The organism is Pectobacterium hainanensis (assembly GCF_046237015.1).
Classification (GTDB): Bacteria; Pseudomonadota; Gammaproteobacteria; order Enterobacterales; family Enterobacteriaceae; genus JBJYIN01.
Genome location: NZ_JBJYIN010000027.1, coordinates 17,595 through 35,891 on the forward strand (window position 1 = coordinate 17,595; position 18,297 = coordinate 35,891).

The window sequence follows — 18,297 nt, forward strand, 5'->3', positions numbered from 1 at the left end:
CGGGAGCGTTTTATAACAACGTGCCTCCGTCTAACGGAAAGATGCCATAGACAAAAAAACCCCGACTATAAATAGTCGGGGTTATGTTATTCACCACAAGGCGTGGTGAAGTCAACTATCAGGAATAGATGACTTATTCGTCGTCACTACTACCAAAACCAGCATTTAACAGCTCGGCCAGGTTGGCAGAAGCCTCATCAGCACTCACCTGAGGTACAACAGGCGCTTCGCCAGCCTGACGGCGACGCATGCGATCCTGATGGTACGCATAACCGGTACCCGCAGGGATCAGACGACCCACGATCACGTTTTCTTTCAGGCCGCGCAGTTCGTCACGTTTACCCGCAACGGCTGCTTCGGTAAGAACACGCGTCGTTTCCTGGAACGATGCCGCAGAAATGAAGGATTCCGTCGCCAAAGATGCTTTGGTGATACCCAACAGATCGCGACTGTACGTTGCTGGGATCTTGCCATCCGCTTCCAACTGACGGTTGGCAATCTTGACGCGAGACACTTCCGCCTGCTCACCTTCCAGGAAGTCAGTGCCACCCGCGCTAACGATGGTGCCTTTACGCAACATCTGACGAACGATAACTTCGATGTGTTTATCGTTAATCTTAACGCCTTGCAGACGGTAAACTTCCTGAACTTCGTTGGTGATATAACGCGTTACCGCATGAACGCCACGCAGACGCAGGATATCGTGCGGAGATTCTGGGCCGTCGGAAACAACGTCACCACGTTCCACCATTTCGCCTTCGAATACGTTCAACTGACGCCATTTAGGAATCATTTCTTCGTAAGCATCGCTGCCATCCAACGGAGAAATCACCAGACGGCGTTTACCTTTGGTTTCTTTACCGAAGGAAATGATACCGCTGATTTCTGCCAGAATCGCAGGCTCTTTCGGACGACGAGCTTCAAACAAGTCAGCAACACGTGGCAGACCACCGGTAATATCCTTGGTACCACCAGACTCTTGAGGAATACGCGCTAACGTATCACCCGCGCTGATCTTCACACCATCTTCCAACTGAACAATCGCTTTACCCGGCAGGAAGTACTGAGCAGGCATATCCGTACCTGGGATCAATACATCTTCACCTTTATCGTCAACGATTTTCAGTGCCGGACGCAGGTCTTTACCGCTACCGGTACGCTCTGCACTGTCCAGAACCACGATAGAAGACAAACCGGTTAGTTCATCGGTCTGGCGAGTGATGGTCTGACCGTCAACCATATCGGTAAAGCGGATGCTACCACCGACTTCAGTGATAACAGGCATCGTATGTGGATCCCAGTTTGCTACGGTTTCCCCGCCGCTAACCTCGGCGCCATCGCCTTTCGCCATCGCCGCACCGTAAGGTACTTTATAGCTTTCTTTGGTACGTCCGAATTCGTCGATCAGCTTCAGTTCGGTATTACGTGAAGTAATAACCAGTTTGCCGTTGCTGTTCACAACAAACTTCGCGTTGCTCAGTTTCAGGCTACCTTTGTTTTTCACCTGAATGCTGGACTCAGCCGCCGCACGCGATGCCGCACCACCGATGTGGAACGTACGCATGGTAAGCTGTGTACCCGGTTCACCGATTGACTGCGCCGCGATAACCCCGATAGCCTCACCTTTGTTGATGATATGGCCACGAGCCAAGTCACGACCATAACACTTGGCGCACACGCCAAAGTCGGTTTCGCAACTTACTACAGAGCGAACTTTAACGGCGTCGACAGAGTTCTCTTCCAACATGTCACACCACTGTTCGTTCAGCAGCGTATTACGTGGAACCAGAATATCCGCCGTACCCGGTTTGATCACGTCTTCAGCCGTTACACGGCCCAGTACGCGTTCACGCAGCGGCTCTTTAACATCACCACCCTCGATAACCGGCGTCATCATGATACCTTCGTGGGTACCACAATCGTCCTCGGTCACAACCAGATCCTGCGCAACGTCAACCAGACGACGAGTCAGATAACCGGAGTTCGCTGTTTTCAGTGCGGTATCCGCCAAACCTTTACGCGCACCGTGCGTCGAGATGAAGTACTGAAGTACGTTCAGACCTTCACGGAAGTTTGCGGTAATTGGCGTCTCGATGATGGAGCCATCTGGCTTCGCCATCAGACCACGCATCCCCGCCAGCTGACGAATCTGTGCCGCAGAACCACGCGCACCGGAGTCAGCCATCATAAAGATGCTGTTAAATGAAACCTGTTGCTCAACCACACCGTCACGGTTAACCACGTCCTCAACGGACAGGTTTTCCATCATTGCTTTCGCAACACGTTCGTTAGCGGCCGCCCAGATATCGATCACTTTGTTATAGCGTTCGCCAGCGGTAACCAGACCAGACTGGAACTGCTCCTGGATCTCGGCAACTTCCGTTTCCGCTTCTTCGATGATTCCGGCTTTCTTCGCAGGAATGACCATGTCGTCGATACCAACGGACGCACCAGAGCGCGCTGCGTAGGAAAAACCGGTGTACATGATCTGGTCAGCAAAGATAACGGTCGGCTTCAGACCCAAAATGCGGTAACAGGTGTTCAACATTTTGGAGATCGCTTTCTTGCCAAGAGGCTGGTTAACGATCGAATACGGTAGACCTTTCGGTACAATCATCCACAAGATAGCGCGACCGATAGTCGTATCGATAATCGTCGTCTGGTGCGTGATTTCGCCTTCAATGCTCTTAATATCTTCCGTGATACGCACTTTCACGCGCGCATGCAGAGAGGCCAGACCGGCGCGATAAACGCGTTCAGCTTCTTTAGGCCCGGTCAGAACCATGCCTTCGCCTTTGGCGTTAACACAGTCACGGGTCATATAATAGAGACCCAACACCACGTCCTGAGAAGGAACAATGATAGGTTCACCGTTCGCAGGAGACAGGATGTTGTTGGTCGACATCATTAACGCACGCGCTTCCAACTGGGCTTCCAGCGTCAGCGGTACGTGAACTGCCATCTGGTCACCATCGAAGTCGGCGTTGTAGGCCGCACAAACCAACGGGTGCAACTGAATCGCTTTACCTTCAATCAGTATAGGTTCAAACGCCTGAATCCCCAGACGGTGCAGTGTTGGCGCACGGTTCAGCAGTACCGGGTGTTCGCGGATAACTTCATCCAGGATATCCCATACGACGGCTTCTTCGCGCTCAACCATTTTCTTGGCCGCTTTAATGGTGGTAGCAAGACCACGCAATTCCAGCTTGCCGTAGATGAACGGTTTGAACAGTTCCAGTGCCATTTTCTTCGGCAGACCACACTGATGCAGACGCAGGTATGGACCAACGGTGATTACGGAACGACCGGAGTAGTCAACACGCTTACCGAGCAGGTTCTGACGGAAACGACCCTGTTTACCTTTGATCATGTCGGCCAAAGATTTCAGAGGACGTTTGTTAGAGCCGGTGATCGCACGACCGCGACGGCCGTTATCCAGCAAGGCATCAACCGCTTCCTGCAACATACGTTTTTCGTTACGTACGATGATATCTGGCGCAGCCAGATCCAGTAGACGTTTCAAACGGTTGTTACGGTTGATCACGCGACGATACAGATCGTTCAGATCTGACGTCGCGAAACGGCCACCATCCAACGGAACCAACGGACGCAGATCTGGCGGCAGCACCGGCAGAACGGTCAGGATCATCCACTCTGGTTTGTTACCAGACTGTACGAACGCTTCCAGCAGCTTAATGCGTTTAGTCAGTTTTTTACGCTTGGTTTCAGAGTTGGTTTCGTTCAACTCTTCACGCAGTTGTTCGCATTCCTGCTCCAGATCCATGTTTTTCAACAAAGCCTGAATAGCTTCAGCGCCCATCTTCGCGTCAAATTCATCACCGAATTCTTCTAACGCATCCAGGTACTGTTCTTCCGTCAGAATCTGGCGTTTCTCGAGGTTGGTCATGCCCCCTTCGATAACGACATAAGATTCAAAGTACAGTACACGCTCAATATCGCGCAACGGCATATCCAGCAGCAAACCGATACGGGAAGGCAGTGATTTCAGGAACCAGATGTGCGCCGTCGGAGAAGCCAATTCGATATGGCCCATACGCTCACGACGAACTTTAGTCTGGGTAACTTCAACACCGCATTTTTCGCAAATCACACCGCGATGTTTTAAACGCTTGTACTTACCGCACAGGCATTCGTAATCTTTTACCGGCCCAAAAATACGGGCGCAGAAAAGGCCGTCACGTTCAGGCTTGAACGTACGGTAGTTGATGGTTTCTGGCTTTTTAACTTCACCAAAAGACCACGAACGGATCATGTCTGGCGAAGCCAGAGCAATTTTGATCGCATCAAACTCTTCGGTTTTAGTTTGCGCTTTCAGAAACTTTAATAAGTCTTTCACGGATTGGCTCCTGTCGGAGTTAGACCTGTCAGGCACCTGAACCCTACCAAAAACAACGTTCAGGTGCCCCTATGACGAATACCAGCATAACAACGGGCTGGGATTACTCTTCTTCCAGCTCGATGTTGATACCCAGCGAACGGATTTCTTTCAACAATACGTTGAAGGATTCCGGCATGCCTGGTTCCATCTGATGATTGCCGTCCACGATGTTCTTATACATCTTGGTACGGCCGTTCACGTCATCAGACTTAACGGTCAACATTTCTTGCAGGGTATAAGCTGCACCATAAGCTTCCAGCGCCCACACTTCCATCTCACCGAAGCGTTGACCACCGAATTGCGCCTTACCACCCAACGGTTGCTGAGTAACCAGACTATAAGAACCCGTAGAACGAGCATGCATCTTATCGTCAACCAAGTGGTTCAGTTTCAGCATGTACATGTAACCCACGGTGACCTGACGCTCAAATTTCTCACCAGTACGTCCATCGTACAGCGTAATCTGACCGGAGGTCGGGATACCGCCCATCTGCAACAGTTCCTTGATTTCTTTCTCTTTTGCACCGTCGAATACCGGCGTTGCAATTGGCATACCTTTCTTCAGGTTTTCAGCCAGACGCATCACTTCTTCGTCTGAGAAAGTGCTCAGGTCAACTTTCTGACGCACATCGTCACCCAGATCATAAGCCTTCTGGATAAATTCACGCAGTTTGGTCACTTCCTCGTGCTGTTTCAGCATGGCATTAATCTTGTCGCCAATACCTTTCGCAGCCATACCCAAGTGGGTTTCCAGAATCTGACCAATGTTCATACGTGAAGGTACACCCAGCGGGTTCAGGACGATATCGACCGGCGTACCGTTCTCATCGTAAGGCATATCTTCGATCGGGTTGATCTTGGAGATAACACCTTTGTTCCCGTGACGACCTGCCATCTTGTCACCCGGTTGGATCTGACGCTTAACTGCCAGATAAACCTTAACGATTTTCAGCACGCCCGGTGCAAGATCGTCGCCTTGGGTGATTTTACGGCGCTTAGCTTCGAGTTTTTTCTCAAACTCATGCTTCAGCTCATCATACTGTTCTGCCAACTGTTCCAACTGATTCTGTTTCTCTTCATCAGTCAGCCCCAGTTCCAACCAACGCTCGCGCGGCAGTTTATCAAGTTTGTCAGCTTCAATACCGCCAGAAACCAATACAGCGTGGATACGTGCAAACAGACCCGCTTCCAGAATTTGCAACTCTTCAGTCAGGTCTTTCTTCGCCTGCTTCAGTTGCATCTCTTCGATTTCCAACGCACGCTTGTCTTTTTCCACGCCATCGCGGGTAAAGACCTGCACGTCGATAACCGTACCGGAAACACCGTTTGGTACACGCAGAGAAGAGTCTTTAACGTCAGACGCTTTCTCACCGAAGATCGCACGCAGCAGTTTTTCTTCTGGCGTCAGTTGGGTTTCACCTTTCGGCGTAACTTTACCAACCAGAATGTCACCACCGGTCACTTCAGCACCAATGTAAACGATGCCGGACTCATCCAGTTTGGAAAGTGCTGCCTCACCCACGTTCGGGATGTCCGCAGTAATTTCTTCAGGCCCTAACTTGGTGTCACGGGACACACAGGCAAGTTCCTGGATGTGGATGGTTGTAAAGCGATCTTCCTGAACCACACGCTCGGAAACGAGGATGGAGTCTTCGAAGTTGTAACCATTCCATGGCATGAATGCCACGCGCATATTCTGACCCAGCGCCAGTTCACCCAGATCGGTGGACGGGCCATCTGCCAGAACATCACCACGTTCTACCGGCTCACCCAGAGATACGCATGGCATCTGGCTGATACAGGTATTCTGGTTAGAACGGGTATATTTGGTCAGGTTATAGATGTCGATCCCGGCTTCGCCCGGATACATCTCATCGTCATTAACGCGGATAACAATACGGGATGCATCCACGTATTGTACTGTACCACCACGTTTGGCGACGGCAGTTACACCGGAGTCAACCGCAACAGCGCGTTCCATACCGGTACCAACCAGCGGCTTATCAGCGCGTAAAGTCGGAACGGCCTGACGTTGCATGTTCGCACCCATCAGAGCACGGTTGGCGTCATCGTGTTCCAGAAACGGAATCAGGGATGCACCAACGGAAACCACCTGCTGAGTGGAAACGTCCATGTATTCAACCTGATCGCGGCTGAATAAGCTGGATTCACCTTTGTTACGGCAGGTCACCAGTTCGTCGATGAAGCGCCCTTCTTCGTCCAAATTGGTGTTCGCCTGTGCGATAACGAAGTTACCTTCTTCAATCGCAGACAGGTAATGGATCTCATCCGTCACCACGTTGTCACGCACACGACGATACGGGGTTTCAAGGAAACCGTACTCGTTAGTCTGTGCATAAACGGACAGGGAGTTGATCAGACCGATGTTCGGACCTTCCGGCGTTTCGATAGGACAAACGCGACCGTAGTGAGTTGGGTGTACGTCACGGACTTCAAAACCAGCGCGTTCACGCGTCAGACCGCCTGGGCCTAATGCAGAGATACGACGTTTGTGCGTAATCTCAGACAGCGGGTTGTTCTGGTCCATAAACTGTGACAGCTGGCTTGAGCCGAAGAACTCTTTAACGGCAGCCGAAATCGGCTTGGCGTTAATCATGTCCTGTGGCATCAGCGTATCAAGGTCGCCCAGCGACAGACGCTCTTTCACCGCTCGTTCTACACGCACCAGACCCACGCGGAATTGGTTTTCTGCCATTTCGCCGACGGAACGGATACGACGGTTGCCAAGGTGGTCGATATCATCCACTTCACCTTTGCCGTTACGAATATCAATGAGCTTCTTCATCACGTCAATGATGTCTTCTTTGCTCAGGATACCGGAACCTTCGATCTCATCACGCAGCAGAGAACGGTTGAACTTCATACGGCCTACCGCTGACAAGTCATAACGGTCTTCAGAGAAGAACAGGTTCTCAAACAGCGTTTCCGCTGCTTCACGTGTCGGTGGCTCACCGGGACGCATCATGCGGTAAATTTCAACCAGCGAGCTTAAACGATCGTTTGAGGGATCGACACGCAAGGTTTCAGAAATGTACGGGCCGTGGTCCAGATCGTTGGTAAACAGCGTTTCAATACGCTTGTGACCTGACTGACTCAGTTTAGCCAGCAGATCCAGCGACAGCTCCATGTTAGCTGCGCCAATCAGTTCACCCGTGCTCTCATCGATATAGTCTTTGGACAGCACTTTGCCAGCAATATACTCAACCGGCACTTCGATACGCTCAATGCCATCTTTTTCTAACTGACGGATATGGCGAGCCGTGATACGACGGCCTTTTTCAATATAGACTTTGCCGTTTGCTTCAATATCAAACGATGCCGTTTCACCACGCAGGCGTTCAGGAACCAGATCCATCTGCAATTTATTGCCATTGATTTCGTAGACAATTTTAGCGAAGAAAAGATCGAGAATCTGTTCGGTGGAGTATCCCAGCGCACGCAGAATAATGGTCGCAGGCAATTTTCGACGACGGTCAATGCGGACAAACAGGTTATCCTTCGGATCGAACTCAAAATCCAACCAGGAACCACGGTAAGGAATAATACGTGCGTTATACAGCACCTTACCTGAAGAATGGGTTTTACCTTTGTCACTATCGAAGAACACACCTGGACTACGGTGCAACTGAGACACGATGACACGCTCAGTACCGTTAATCACGAAGGTTCCGTTATCGGTCATGAGCGGAATTTCGCCCATGTAAACTTCTTGTTCTTTGATATCTTTAACGGTGCCTTCAGGCGCTTCACGCTCGTAGATCACCAGACGCAATTTCACACGCAACGGCGCGGAGAACGTCACACCACGGATCTGACATTCTTTAACGTCAAATACAGGTTCGCCCAGACGATAGCTTACGTACTGTAGCTCTGAGTTACCGCTGTAACTTTGTATGGGGAAAACAGAACGGAATGCCGCTTCCAAACCGTACTGACCTTCCGAATCTTGCTCGATAAACTTCTGGAACGAGTCAAGCTGGATAGAAAGGAGATAAGGCACGTCCAGAACCTGTGGACGTTTACCAAAATCCTTACGAATGCGTTTTTTCTCGGTATAGGAGTAAACCATTAGGGTTCCTCAGCTAGCTGACAAGTCGAACCACTCTATCCGCCCTAATAAGGACGGTTCATGCAACACTATTTTGTCGGTCGGAAAATGGAACACGTTCCGTAATACGTCTTTCTATTACTCTTAAACCATTTCATTGCTCTTGCTCAGGCAGGGAGCCTATGCTGGAAAGCAGTATATTAAGTCGTCAATAGAAAAAAATATTAGGGTAAATCAATGGGCAAACAGTGAGAAACCCCATCGACGCCCTACAGCGCAAAAAGGCTGGTGACTAAAAAGTCACCAGCCATCAGCCTAATAAATTAGGCTGCAATCTGAAAGATTGGCTTATTTAACTTCAACTTCTGCGCCAGCTTCTTCCAGTGCTTTCTTCAGAGCTTCAGCGTCATCTTTGCTCACGCCTTCTTTCAGAGCGGCTGGAGCAGATTCAACCAGATCTTTAGCTTCTTTCAGGCCCAGACCAGTCGCGCCACGAACGGCTTTGATAACGGCAACTTTGTTAGCACCGATGCCTTTCAGCACAACGTCGAACTCAGTTTTTTCTTCAGCAGCTTCAGCTGGGCCACCAGCGGCAACAGCAACAGCAGCTGCAGCAGAAACACCGAATTTTTCTTCCATAGCGGAAACCAGTTCAACAACTTCCATTACGGACATCGCTGCTACTGCTTCCAGAATTTGATCTTTAGTGATAGACATAACAATTGTTCCTAAGAATCAGAAATAGTTTATACGTTAGCAAGTGCGTTAGAAAAGAAAGTGCTATTAAGCCGCTTCTTTTGCATCGCGAACAGCAGCCAGAGTGCGGACCAGTTTGCCGGCAGCGGCTTCTTTCATGGTCGACATCAGACGTGCCAATGCTTCTTCGTAAGTTGGCAATGTTGCCAGACGGTCAATTTGAGCCGCCGGAATCAACTCACCTTCAAAGGCTGCAGCTTTGACCTCAAATTTTGCATTCGCTTTCGCGAATTCTTTGAACAAACGAGCGGCAGCGCCCGGATGTTCTAAAGAATATGCAATCAGGGTCGGACCAACAAACGTGTCTTTCAGGCATTCGAATGAAGTACCTTCAACAACGCGGCGCAACAAGGTGTTACGAACAACACGCATGTAAACACCCGCTTCACGACCTGCTTTACGCAGTTCAGTCATTTTATCTACGGTAACGCCACGAGAATCCGCAACAACCGCAGACAGCGCACCTTTGGCTACTTCGCTGACTTCAGCAACAATCGCTTGTTTGTCTTGAAGATTTAATGCCATTAGCTTTTGCTCCTGGATTTGGCCGGAGGAAACCTCCGGAACTCACTTCACCTATCGCCAAAACGGAGACAGGCGTTGAAACACGGTGAGCAGAATCCAGTAAAAATTATTCTTTATAAAAAGAAAAACATTATTCAGGCTCTGTCACCGTCTACGCAGGAAAATTAAGTCTCTTACGAAACACCTGCGGTCTTGGACGGAGGCCTGGATAGGCCAGGCTCCAACCGAAAATTCTTTTTTGCCCCACGAGTGGAGCAACGGGCGTAAGATTATAGGAAAATCACACACCCGAGTAAAGCGGAACAAAAGCGATTAGATAGCGACTGCGTTCAGACCGCTCTGGTCAACCGCAACACCGGCACCCATCGTAGTAGACAGGCTAACCTTCTTGATGTACACGCCTTTTGCTTGAGCAGGTTTTGCTTTTTTCAGCGCAACCAGCAGAGCTTCCAGGTTTTCTTTCAATTGGTTAGAGTCGAAATTGACCTTACCAATAGTGGTGTGGATGATACCGTTCTTGTCGTTACGATAACGAACCTGACCCGCTTTAGCATTCTTAACCGCTTCAGCAACGTTAGGCGTTACTGTACCCACTTTCGGGTTTGGCATCAGACCGCGTGGCCCCAGAACCTGGCCCAATTGGCCAACAACGCGCATTGCATCTGGAGAAGCAATAACAACGTCAAAGCCCATTTCACCTTTCTTGATCTGATCAGCCAGATCTTCCATGCCCACGAATTCCGCGCCAGCAGCTTTAGCAGCTTCAGCGTTTGCACCCTGGGTGAAGACAGCTACGCGAACAGAACGACCGGTGCCGTGAGGCAGAACGGTTGCACCGCGAACGTTTTGGTCAGATTTACGAGCGTCAATGCCGAGGTTAACGGCAACATCAACACTTTCTACGAATTTAGCAGTGGCCAGCTCTTTGAGCAGAGCAACGGCTTCGTTGATATCATACTGTTTAGTTGCATCAACTTTTTCACGGATCACGCGCGTGCGCTTGGTCAGCTTAGCCATTTATTAATCCTCCACTACCAGGCCCATGGAACGAGCAGTACCCGCGATAGAGCGCACCATGGCGTCTACGTCAGCACCAGTCATGTCCGCAGCTTTGGTTTCTGCGATTTCACGAACCTGAGCACTCGTCACTTTACCGACTTTGTCTTTGTTCGGCTTACCAGAACCAGACTTGATACCAGCCGCTTTCTTCAGCAGAACAGCTGCCGGAGGCGTTTTGGTAACGAAGGTGAAAGAACGGTCAGAGTAAACGGTGATAACAACAGGAATCGGCAGACCCTTTTCAATGCTTTCAGTTTTAGCATTGAACGCCTTACAGAATTCCATGATGTTCACACCCTGCTGACCCAGAGCCGGACCGACCGGTGGACTCGGGTTAGCCATACCAGCTGCAACCTGCAGCTTGACATAGGCTTGTACTTTCTTGGCCATTTAGCTTTCCTCAATTGGGTAATAGCGCCTTATGATAGGCTCCCCGTGGTTTGTGTTACATTTCAGACGCCACTATGTAGGCACCTGAAAAACAAAAGGCGCGAAATTGTAGGCTAATTTCGCGCCATAGGCAAGCTGCTATTTTCAACACGTGTATCGCTAAATCAGCCTTTTTCTACCTGACTGAAATCCAGTTCGACGGGAGTCGCACGACCAAAAATAGAAACGGATACTTTCAGGCGGCTTTTCTCGTAATCGACTTCCTCGACCACACCATTAAAGTCAGCAAATGGACCGTCATTGACGCGAACCATTTCACCTGGTTCAAACAGCGTTTTCGGACGAGGTTTGTCACCAACCTGCTGGAGGCGATTCATAATCGCATCCACTTCTTTGTCGCTTATTGGCGCAGGACGATCGGATGTCCCCCCAATGAACCCCATAACACGAGGTACGCTACGTACGAGATGCCAGCTGGCATCTTCCATTACCATCTGCACCAAGACATAACCTGGGAAAAACTTACGTTCGCTCTTGCGACGCTGGCCGCCACGGATTTCAACTACTTCTTCAGTAGGGACCATGACTTCGCCAAACAGTTCTTCCATATTATGGAGTTTGATGTGCTCGCGTAGTGATTGTGCTACGCGACCTTCAAAACCAGAAAACGCCTGAACGACGTACCAACGTTTTTTTGGAGCTTCAGACATCTTAGAACCTCAGGCCAGTGATAAACGATACCAAACGGACCAGAATACCATCCAGCCCCCACAAAATCAGTGACATCACGGCAGTAACCGCGGCAACGATTAACGTGGTGTGTAACGTTTCTTGACGAGTCGGCCAAATCACTTTACGTACTTCGGTTCGAGCCTCACGGGCAAACGTCACTGTTTCTTTACCTTTCGTGGTTAACAATGCCACACCACCCGCTGCAGCGATTAAAACCACCACAGCCAATGCACGCAAAGGCAGATTAAAATCACGGAAGAAATAATTACCAACAATCGCAACGGCTAGCAGGATTGCCACTACTAGCCATTTAATCACTTCCAGGCCACGCCCACTATCCTGAGCTTCGGTATTCGCACTCATAAACCAACCTGTCACAATGATTCAGACAAATAACTTTGCCCCGTAACCACGGGGCGACCAAACCGAAAGATGTTCTGTAAAACGAATAATTCGGTATTTACGCCGTATCTACAGAGCCTATCTCACCAATGATTATATCTCACAATCGCTGATGAGATAGGTTCTACCATGGCAGCGTAGAAAAAGGGCATCAAATGATGCCCTTTTATCGCGTGTCGCGTCAAACGTTATCAGCGATTAAGCAATAACTTTAGCAACGACGCCTGCACCGACAGTACGGCCACCTTCACGGATGGCGAAACGCAAACCGTCATCCATCGCGATTGGGTGAATCAGGGTAACAACCATTTTGATGTTATCACCCGGCATGACCATCTCTACGCCCTCTGGCAGTTCGATGGTTCCGGTCACGTCAGTAGTACGGAAATAGAACTGAGGACGGTAGCCTTTGAAGAACGGCGTATGACGACCACCTTCATCTTTGCTCAGGATATACACTTCTGATTCAAACTGGGTGTGAGGCTTGATTGAACCTGGTTTAGCCAGTACCTGACCACGTTCGATCTCTTCACGTTTGATACCACGCAACAGAACACCCACGTTTTCACCGGCACGACCTTCGTCCAGCAGTTTGCGGAACATTTCTACACCGGTACAAGTTGATTTCGCCGTATCTTTGATACCAACAATTTCAACTTCTTCACCAACTTTGATCACACCGCGTTCTACACGACCGGTAACAACCGTACCACGACCAGAGATGGAGAATACGTCTTCAATTGGCAGCAGGAATGGCTTGTCAATTGCACGCTCTGGTTCCGGAATATAGGAATCCAGATGCTCAGCCAGTTCAATGATCTTCGCTTCCCACTCAGCTTCACCTTCCAACGCTTTCAGCGCTGAACCGCGAACGATAGGCGTGTCATCACCAGGGAAATCGTATTGAGACAGCAGTTCACGCACTTCCATCTCAACCAGTTCCAACAGCTCTTCATCATCGACCATGTCACATTTGTTCAGGAATACGATGATGTACGGAACACCAACCTGACGACCCAACAGGATGTGCTCACGCGTCTGAGGCATTGGGCCATCAGTCGCAGCAACAACCAGGATCGCACCGTCCATCTGCGCAGCACCGGTGATCATGTTTTTCACATAGTCGGCGTGTCCTGGGCAGTCAACGTGGGCATAGTGACGAGTTGGGGTATCATACTCAACGTGAGACGTGTTGATCGTAATACCACGAGCTTTTTCTTCCGGCGCATTATCGATCTGATCGAATGCACGAGCAGCACCACCGTAGGTTTTTGCCAGAACGGTAGTGATAGCTGCAGTCAGCGTTGTTTTACCATGGTCAACGTGGCCGATAGTACCGACGTTAACGTGCGGTTTTGTACGTTCAAATTTTTCTTTAGACATCGATTGTCCCTCTAAGACACGGATAAATCGGTGGTATCACCACATCAACCAAGCAATTGCTTGTCGAATTTTTTAACAGAAGAAAATCAGGAGGAATAATAAGAAGTGGTGCTGATAGGCAGATTCGAACTGCCGACCTCACCCTTACCAAGGGTGCGCTCTACCAACTGAGCTATATCAGCACATCTTGGAGCGGGCAGTGGGAATCGAACCCACATCATCAGCTTGGAAGGCTGAGGTAATAGCCATTATACGATGCCCGCATCCTGGAACTCGGCTACCTGATATCTCTGTAGATTTGAAACCAGGGAAATAAAACTTATACATCCCCGCCTTCTTCGATCCGGTTTTAGTGTTTAACACCGTATCGATTTTATCCTGTCACCAGGATTGAATTTGGTGGTGGGGGAAGGATTCGAACCTTCGAAGTCTGTGACGGCAGATTTACAGTCTGCTCCCTTTGGCCGCTCGGGAACCCCACCTGATTGTGTACTTGATGGTGCCGGCTGCCGGAATCGAACTGGCGACCTACTGATTACAAGTCAGTTGCTCTACCTACTGAGCTAAGCCGGCATCAAGTGCTGCGCATTCTAGGTAGACCGAACGGCCTATGCAACAAAAAAATTGCTTAAAATGCACTATCGCTTAGATTTTATCCAAATTTGAACATGAATCCACAATAGCATCAACAATTCGCGCAAAGAACCACCAAATTTGACAACAGCATGAACCCCCAGTGTTCGAATATCAACCAACGATTTGGTTCCCAAAACGTCATACTTACATGCTGAAGGAGCGTCGTTCGATCCAAACGGCCACAGTTATCACATTCAATTCATTTCAATAATCAGGGAACTAAACCATTAACTAAGCGTTTACCATGATATTTACGCCCTCGAATACTGAGATCAAGGAGAATGCTCATGCCATATTTGTATTTCTAACCACGTGCGCCCTATAAAAATCGGCGACAAATGTCTATTGTTGTCATCCATACATACCAAGTGCATACCCAATAAACTTCGAGTTGTAGGGTAAATCATTATCATTTAGAGATATAAGTAACGTAGGCCCTTTAACACGACTTATAGCAACGCCTACGGGGTGAGTGAGATGGATACGACCAAATGACGCAGGGCGACCAACACGCCTGAAACTTAAAGGATGATGGGTATATCTACGTTTATTTAACTCATTTATAAGAAAAGACATTATATGCCGAGATGATTTTTTCTTCTTTTTTTCACCAGCAAAGTGGTAACCTGCCTGTAATCAAAATTACCATACGAAGAAAGGGTCTACGGCCTAAGGCACATTGAACTCAGGCAAATGATGTTCCCTTTCTTACCTGTGTACAGGCAGGCAGAATTAGACTTATGAGAAATAGAGAACAATCTTTGGCTACGCCATATCTACAATTTAATCGTCACCAATGGGCCGCATTACGTGATTCGGTTCCATTGACACTGACAGAAGAAGAAATAGTCCAGTTAAAAGGGATTAACGAGGATCTATCGTTAGATGAGGTTGCTGAGATCTATCTGCCTTTATCACGCCTGCTTAATTTCTATATCAGTTCTAATCTACGTCGTCAGGCCGTCTTAGAACAATTTTTAGGAACCGATGGCCAAAGGATCCCTTACATCATTGGTATTGCAGGTAGCGTTGCAGTAGGAAAAAGTACGACAGCTCGAGTATTGCAAGCGTTGCTCAGTCGCTGGCCGGAACATCGCAGTGTTGAACTTATTACCACAGATGGTTTTCTTCATCCAAATAAAGTGTTAAAAGACCGTGATTTAATGAAGAAAAAAGGGTTCCCGCAATCTTATGATATGCATAGCTTGGTAAAATTTGTTTCTGATATTAAATCGGGAGCATCTAAAGTCATTGCGCCGACTTACTCACATCTTACTTACGATATCGTGCCAGAGAATAACAAGATACTAGAGCAACCTGATATTTTAATTCTGGAAGGTTTGAATGTATTACAAAGCGGAATGGACTATCCGCATGATCCACATAGAGTTTTCGTTTCCGACTTCGTTGATTTTTCAATCTATGTTGACGCCCCAGAGGATCTATTGAAGAAATGGTATATAAACCGTTTTTTGAAATTCAGACAGGGTGCATTTTCAAATCCTAACTCTTATTTCCATAATTATGCAAAATTAACGGAACAAGAAGCCATTGGTATTGCTTCACAACTTTGGCAAGATATTAATGGACTTAATTTAAAAGAAAATATTCTTCCCACTCGCGAACGAGCCAGCTTAATAATGACCAAGAGTGCGAATCATGCGGTAGAATATGTTCGCTTAAGAAAATAGCGTTAAAAGGGGATTATCAATCCCCTTTTTTAAACACCGCGTAGAGAAATCTCCCCACCAATATAAGGTATAACTTCACCATCACTTTCCAGTAACAGCGCGCCTTGCCGATCGATACCTCTATCAATACCATGTATTTCACGATCGCCAATAATCAATTTAACAGGGCGATTAAAGTAGTTATCTAGCGTTTCCCATTTGGAGATAAACGGAGCCAGACCATTTTGTTCAAAAATAGCCAAAGCAGAGCGTAATTCTAAAATTAGACTAGCAGCCAGCGTATTACGATCGATATCAACACCGGCTTCTTGTAAATTAATCCATCCTTGATTAATAACATTATCTGCAGGCTCACGCATTCGCAAATTAACACCCGCGCCAATCACCAGATGAGCCGAATCACCTGTTTTCCCTGTCAATTCAACAAGAATACCCGCCAATTTTCTATCTTTTAAGTACAAATCATTCGGCCATTTGACTCGAACCCCCTCAGCTCCCAGTCGGTGTAATACTTCAGCCATAACAATACCAATAACTAAGCTGACACCGACGGCTGCTGCCGGCCCTTGTTCCAAGCGCCAATATAGCGATAGATATAAATTAGCCCCAAAAGGAGAAATCCATTGTCGTCCTCGACGGCCACGTCCCGCTTGTTGATATTCGGCAATACAAGCTTCTCCAGGAGACAAGGTATTGAGCCGTTCTAAAATATATTGATTAGTCGAATCGACCACAGGCAGCACGGTAACACCGCCTTCAGGCAACATACTGAGAATCTTTTTCTCATCCAACAATTGCATTGGTGTAGGCAAACAATAACCTTTCCCTGTTACCGTAAAGACGTCAATCCCCCAATCTCTGATAGTCTGTATATGTTTGTTGATAGCTGCCCTACTCATCCCCATCATTTCACCCAGTAACTCACCCGAGTAGAATTCTCCATCCGAGAGGATCTGAATAAGCTTTAGGGGAACGGTGATATCTCTCATGATGATAAAACCTCAACAGCATTAACCTCACCACGTGCGGCTATGAAACGCACCTCAGGCTCCAACCAGACACTAAATTTATCAGCAACTTCATTGCGGATATGGCGCGCTAAACTGACAATATCCTCACTCACTGCATTATTTTTATTGATCAGAACTAATGCCTGTTGTTCATGAACCGCAGCGCCTCCAATCTGGAAACCTTTTAAATTGCACTGATCAATCAACCATCCCGCAGCGAGTTTCACCGTTCCTTCCCGTTGAGGATAGTGAGGAGCTTGAGAATATTCTTTTAAAATATGCTCAGCATGCTGCTGTGTCACTATTGGGTTTTTAAAAAAGCTACCGGCATTACCCGTTACCGCAGGATCAGGTAATTTACTACGTCTCATATGACACACCGAATTAAAGATTTGCAAAGAAGTCACTGTTGAGGGATCAAGCTTGGTCAAGTCACCATAACTTAATATTGGGCTCCATTCCTTCTTCAAATAAAACCCTACTGCGGTAATAGCGAATCCATCACGATATTTATGTTTAAATACGCTTTCACGGTATGCGAACTGGCATTCAGCATTAGTAAGTCGCCGTGTTACCCCGGTAGAAAGATCCAATAAATCCACATATTCACACACGTGCTGTAACTCAAGGCCATACGCACCAATATTTTGAATGGGGGCAGATCCGACACAACCAGGAATAAGCGCTAAATTCTCTAACCCTGTAATACCATGCTGCAACGTACACTCAACCAGAGAATGCCAGTTTTCACCTGCACCAACATGGAGATGCCAACCAAGCCCCTTTTCCGTTATCTCAATACCTTTAAGCCGGTTAAGTAAAACAGCACCGGCAAAATCTTCAAGAAAGAGGACGTTACTTCCTTCCCCCAATAACAGAAATGGTTGCAACGAGTCTTTCGCTGCTTGCCATGCACTGACTAGTTTTTCTTGTTCATCAGCAACAACAATTGATGATGCAGATATTGAGAGTGAAAAAGAATTATAAGGCTTTAATGATACGCCATCTGTCGTCATCGCATTCTACTCATTACATCAACTCAGATACACCATAGTCTACCCGATTAGAGCCAGATATCAGCGATGTTTTATAAACCGTTACATAACCCAATACCTACGAGCCCCTGCTCCTACCAACGCCATATTCCGCACTAACCGGACTAAAACCCCAAACGCAAAAAAGCCCCATGCTTTCACATGAGGCTTCTTCACTTATTTGATGCCTGGCAGTTCCCTACTCTCACAT

12 protein-coding genes and 4 tRNA genes are annotated in these 18,297 nt (G+C 48.0%); 1 reads left to right on the top strand and 15 read right to left on the bottom strand.

Annotated features, from left to right (window positions below; all coding sequences use genetic code 11):
* Positions 1–133: 133 nt before the first annotated feature.
* The 13 genes from rpoC to ACKPVM_RS19820 all read right to left on the bottom strand — a co-directional run bounded on the left by rpoC (position 134) and on the right by ACKPVM_RS19820 (position 14,288).
* Positions 134–4,357: a DNA-directed RNA polymerase subunit beta' gene (gene rpoC, locus ACKPVM_RS19760; RefSeq protein WP_409311464.1), complete on the bottom strand. Its 4,224-nt coding sequence runs from the start codon at positions 4,355–4,357 to the stop codon at positions 134–136.
* A gap of 103 nt (positions 4,358–4,460) precedes the next feature.
* Positions 4,461–8,489, bottom strand: coding sequence for a DNA-directed RNA polymerase subunit beta (gene rpoB, locus ACKPVM_RS19765; protein WP_409311465.1), 4,029 nt, complete (start codon positions 8,487–8,489; stop codon positions 4,461–4,463).
* A gap of 327 nt (positions 8,490–8,816) precedes the next feature.
* Positions 8,817–9,185 (bottom strand): 50S ribosomal protein L7/L12, encoded by a 369-nt coding sequence (rplL, locus tag ACKPVM_RS19770; RefSeq protein ID WP_409311466.1) that lies wholly within the window; start codon positions 9,183–9,185, stop codon positions 8,817–8,819.
* 66 nt (positions 9,186–9,251) lie between these two features.
* Positions 9,252–9,749 carry a 50S ribosomal protein L10 gene (gene rplJ, locus ACKPVM_RS19775; protein WP_409311467.1) on the bottom strand — a complete coding sequence of 166 codons (498 nt, stop codon included), beginning with the start codon at positions 9,747–9,749 and terminating at the stop codon, positions 9,252–9,254.
* 312 nt (positions 9,750–10,061) lie between these two features.
* Positions 10,062–10,766 (bottom strand): 50S ribosomal protein L1, encoded by a 705-nt coding sequence (rplA, locus tag ACKPVM_RS19780; protein WP_409311468.1) that lies wholly within the window; start codon positions 10,764–10,766, stop codon positions 10,062–10,064.
* Positions 10,767–10,769: 3 nt separating this feature from the next.
* Positions 10,770–11,198: a 50S ribosomal protein L11 gene (rplK, locus tag ACKPVM_RS19785; RefSeq protein WP_409311469.1), complete on the bottom strand. Its 429-nt coding sequence runs from the start codon at positions 11,196–11,198 to the stop codon at positions 10,770–10,772.
* A 164-nt stretch (positions 11,199–11,362) separates the two neighbouring features.
* Entirely contained in the window at positions 11,363–11,908 is a 546-nt protein-coding gene (gene nusG / locus ACKPVM_RS19790; protein WP_109491411.1) for a transcription termination/antitermination protein NusG, read from the bottom strand.
* Between the two features lies 1 nt (position 11,909).
* Positions 11,910–12,293, bottom strand: coding sequence for a preprotein translocase subunit SecE (secE, locus tag ACKPVM_RS19795; RefSeq protein ID WP_409311470.1), 384 nt, complete (start codon positions 12,291–12,293; stop codon positions 11,910–11,912).
* 237 nt (positions 12,294–12,530) lie between these two features.
* On the bottom strand, positions 12,531–13,715 hold the full coding sequence (gene tuf, locus ACKPVM_RS19800) for an elongation factor Tu (RefSeq protein WP_409311471.1): 1,185 nt from the start codon (positions 13,713–13,715) through the stop codon (positions 12,531–12,533).
* Between the two features lie 106 nt (positions 13,716–13,821).
* Positions 13,822–13,897: transfer RNA gene (locus tag ACKPVM_RS19805), tRNA-Thr, on the bottom strand.
* Between the two features lie 6 nt (positions 13,898–13,903).
* Positions 13,904–13,978, bottom strand: a tRNA-Gly gene (locus ACKPVM_RS19810).
* A gap of 134 nt (positions 13,979–14,112) precedes the next feature.
* A tRNA-Tyr gene (locus ACKPVM_RS19815) sits at positions 14,113–14,197 on the bottom strand.
* Positions 14,198–14,212: 15 nt separating this feature from the next.
* Positions 14,213–14,288, bottom strand: a tRNA-Thr gene (locus ACKPVM_RS19820).
* Positions 14,289–15,091: 803 nt separating this feature from the next.
* Between ACKPVM_RS19820 and coaA the strand changes: the two genes are divergently transcribed.
* The gene (coaA, locus tag ACKPVM_RS19825) at positions 15,092–16,042 is read left to right on the top strand and encodes a type I pantothenate kinase (RefSeq protein WP_409311472.1); all 951 of its coding nucleotides are present in this window, start codon (positions 15,092–15,094) and stop codon (positions 16,040–16,042) included.
* Between the two features lie 29 nt (positions 16,043–16,071).
* Here the strand turns inward: coaA and birA are convergent, their stop codons facing one another.
* Positions 16,072–17,031 (bottom strand): bifunctional biotin--[acetyl-CoA-carboxylase] ligase/biotin operon repressor BirA, encoded by a 960-nt coding sequence (birA, locus tag ACKPVM_RS19830; RefSeq protein ID WP_409311473.1) that lies wholly within the window; start codon positions 17,029–17,031, stop codon positions 16,072–16,074.
* Entirely contained in the window at positions 17,028–18,068 is a 1,041-nt protein-coding gene (gene murB / locus ACKPVM_RS19835; protein ID WP_409311474.1) for a UDP-N-acetylmuramate dehydrogenase, read from the bottom strand. The genes birA and murB overlap by 4 nt, the downstream gene beginning before the upstream one ends.
* Between the last annotated feature and the right edge of the window lie 229 nt (positions 18,069–18,297).

Bases quoted from the DNA above. Each gene is read 5' to 3' on its own strand.
- rpoB (WP_409311465.1), bottom strand. From the start codon at position 8,489: ATGGTTTACTCCTATACCGAGAAAAAACGCATTCGTAAGGATTTTGGT.
- rplL (WP_409311466.1), bottom strand. From the start codon at position 9,185: ATGTCTATCACTAAAGATCAAATTCTGGAAGCAGTAGCAGCGATGTCC.
- rplJ (WP_409311467.1), bottom strand. From the start codon at position 9,749: ATGGCATTAAATCTTCAAGACAAACAAGCGATTGTTGCTGAAGTCAGC.
- rplA (WP_409311468.1), bottom strand. From the start codon at position 10,766: ATGGCTAAGCTGACCAAGCGCACGCGCGTGATCCGTGAAAAAGTTGAT.
- rplK (WP_409311469.1), bottom strand. From the start codon at position 11,198: ATGGCCAAGAAAGTACAAGCCTATGTCAAGCTGCAGGTTGCAGCTGGT.
- nusG (WP_109491411.1), bottom strand. From the start codon at position 11,908: ATGTCTGAAGCTCCAAAAAAACGTTGGTACGTCGTTCAGGCGTTTTCT.
- secE (WP_409311470.1), bottom strand. From the start codon at position 12,293: ATGAGTGCGAATACCGAAGCTCAGGATAGTGGGCGTGGCCTGGAAGTG.
- tuf (WP_409311471.1), bottom strand. From the start codon at position 13,715: ATGTCTAAAGAAAAATTTGAACGTACAAAACCGCACGTTAACGTCGGT.
- coaA (WP_409311472.1), top strand. From the start codon at position 15,092: ATGAGAAATAGAGAACAATCTTTGGCTACGCCATATCTACAATTTAAT.
- birA (WP_409311473.1), bottom strand. From the start codon at position 17,031: ATGAGAGATATCACCGTTCCCCTAAAGCTTATTCAGATCCTCTCGGAT.
- murB (WP_409311474.1), bottom strand. From the start codon at position 18,068: ATGACGACAGATGGCGTATCATTAAAGCCTTATAATTCTTTTTCACTC.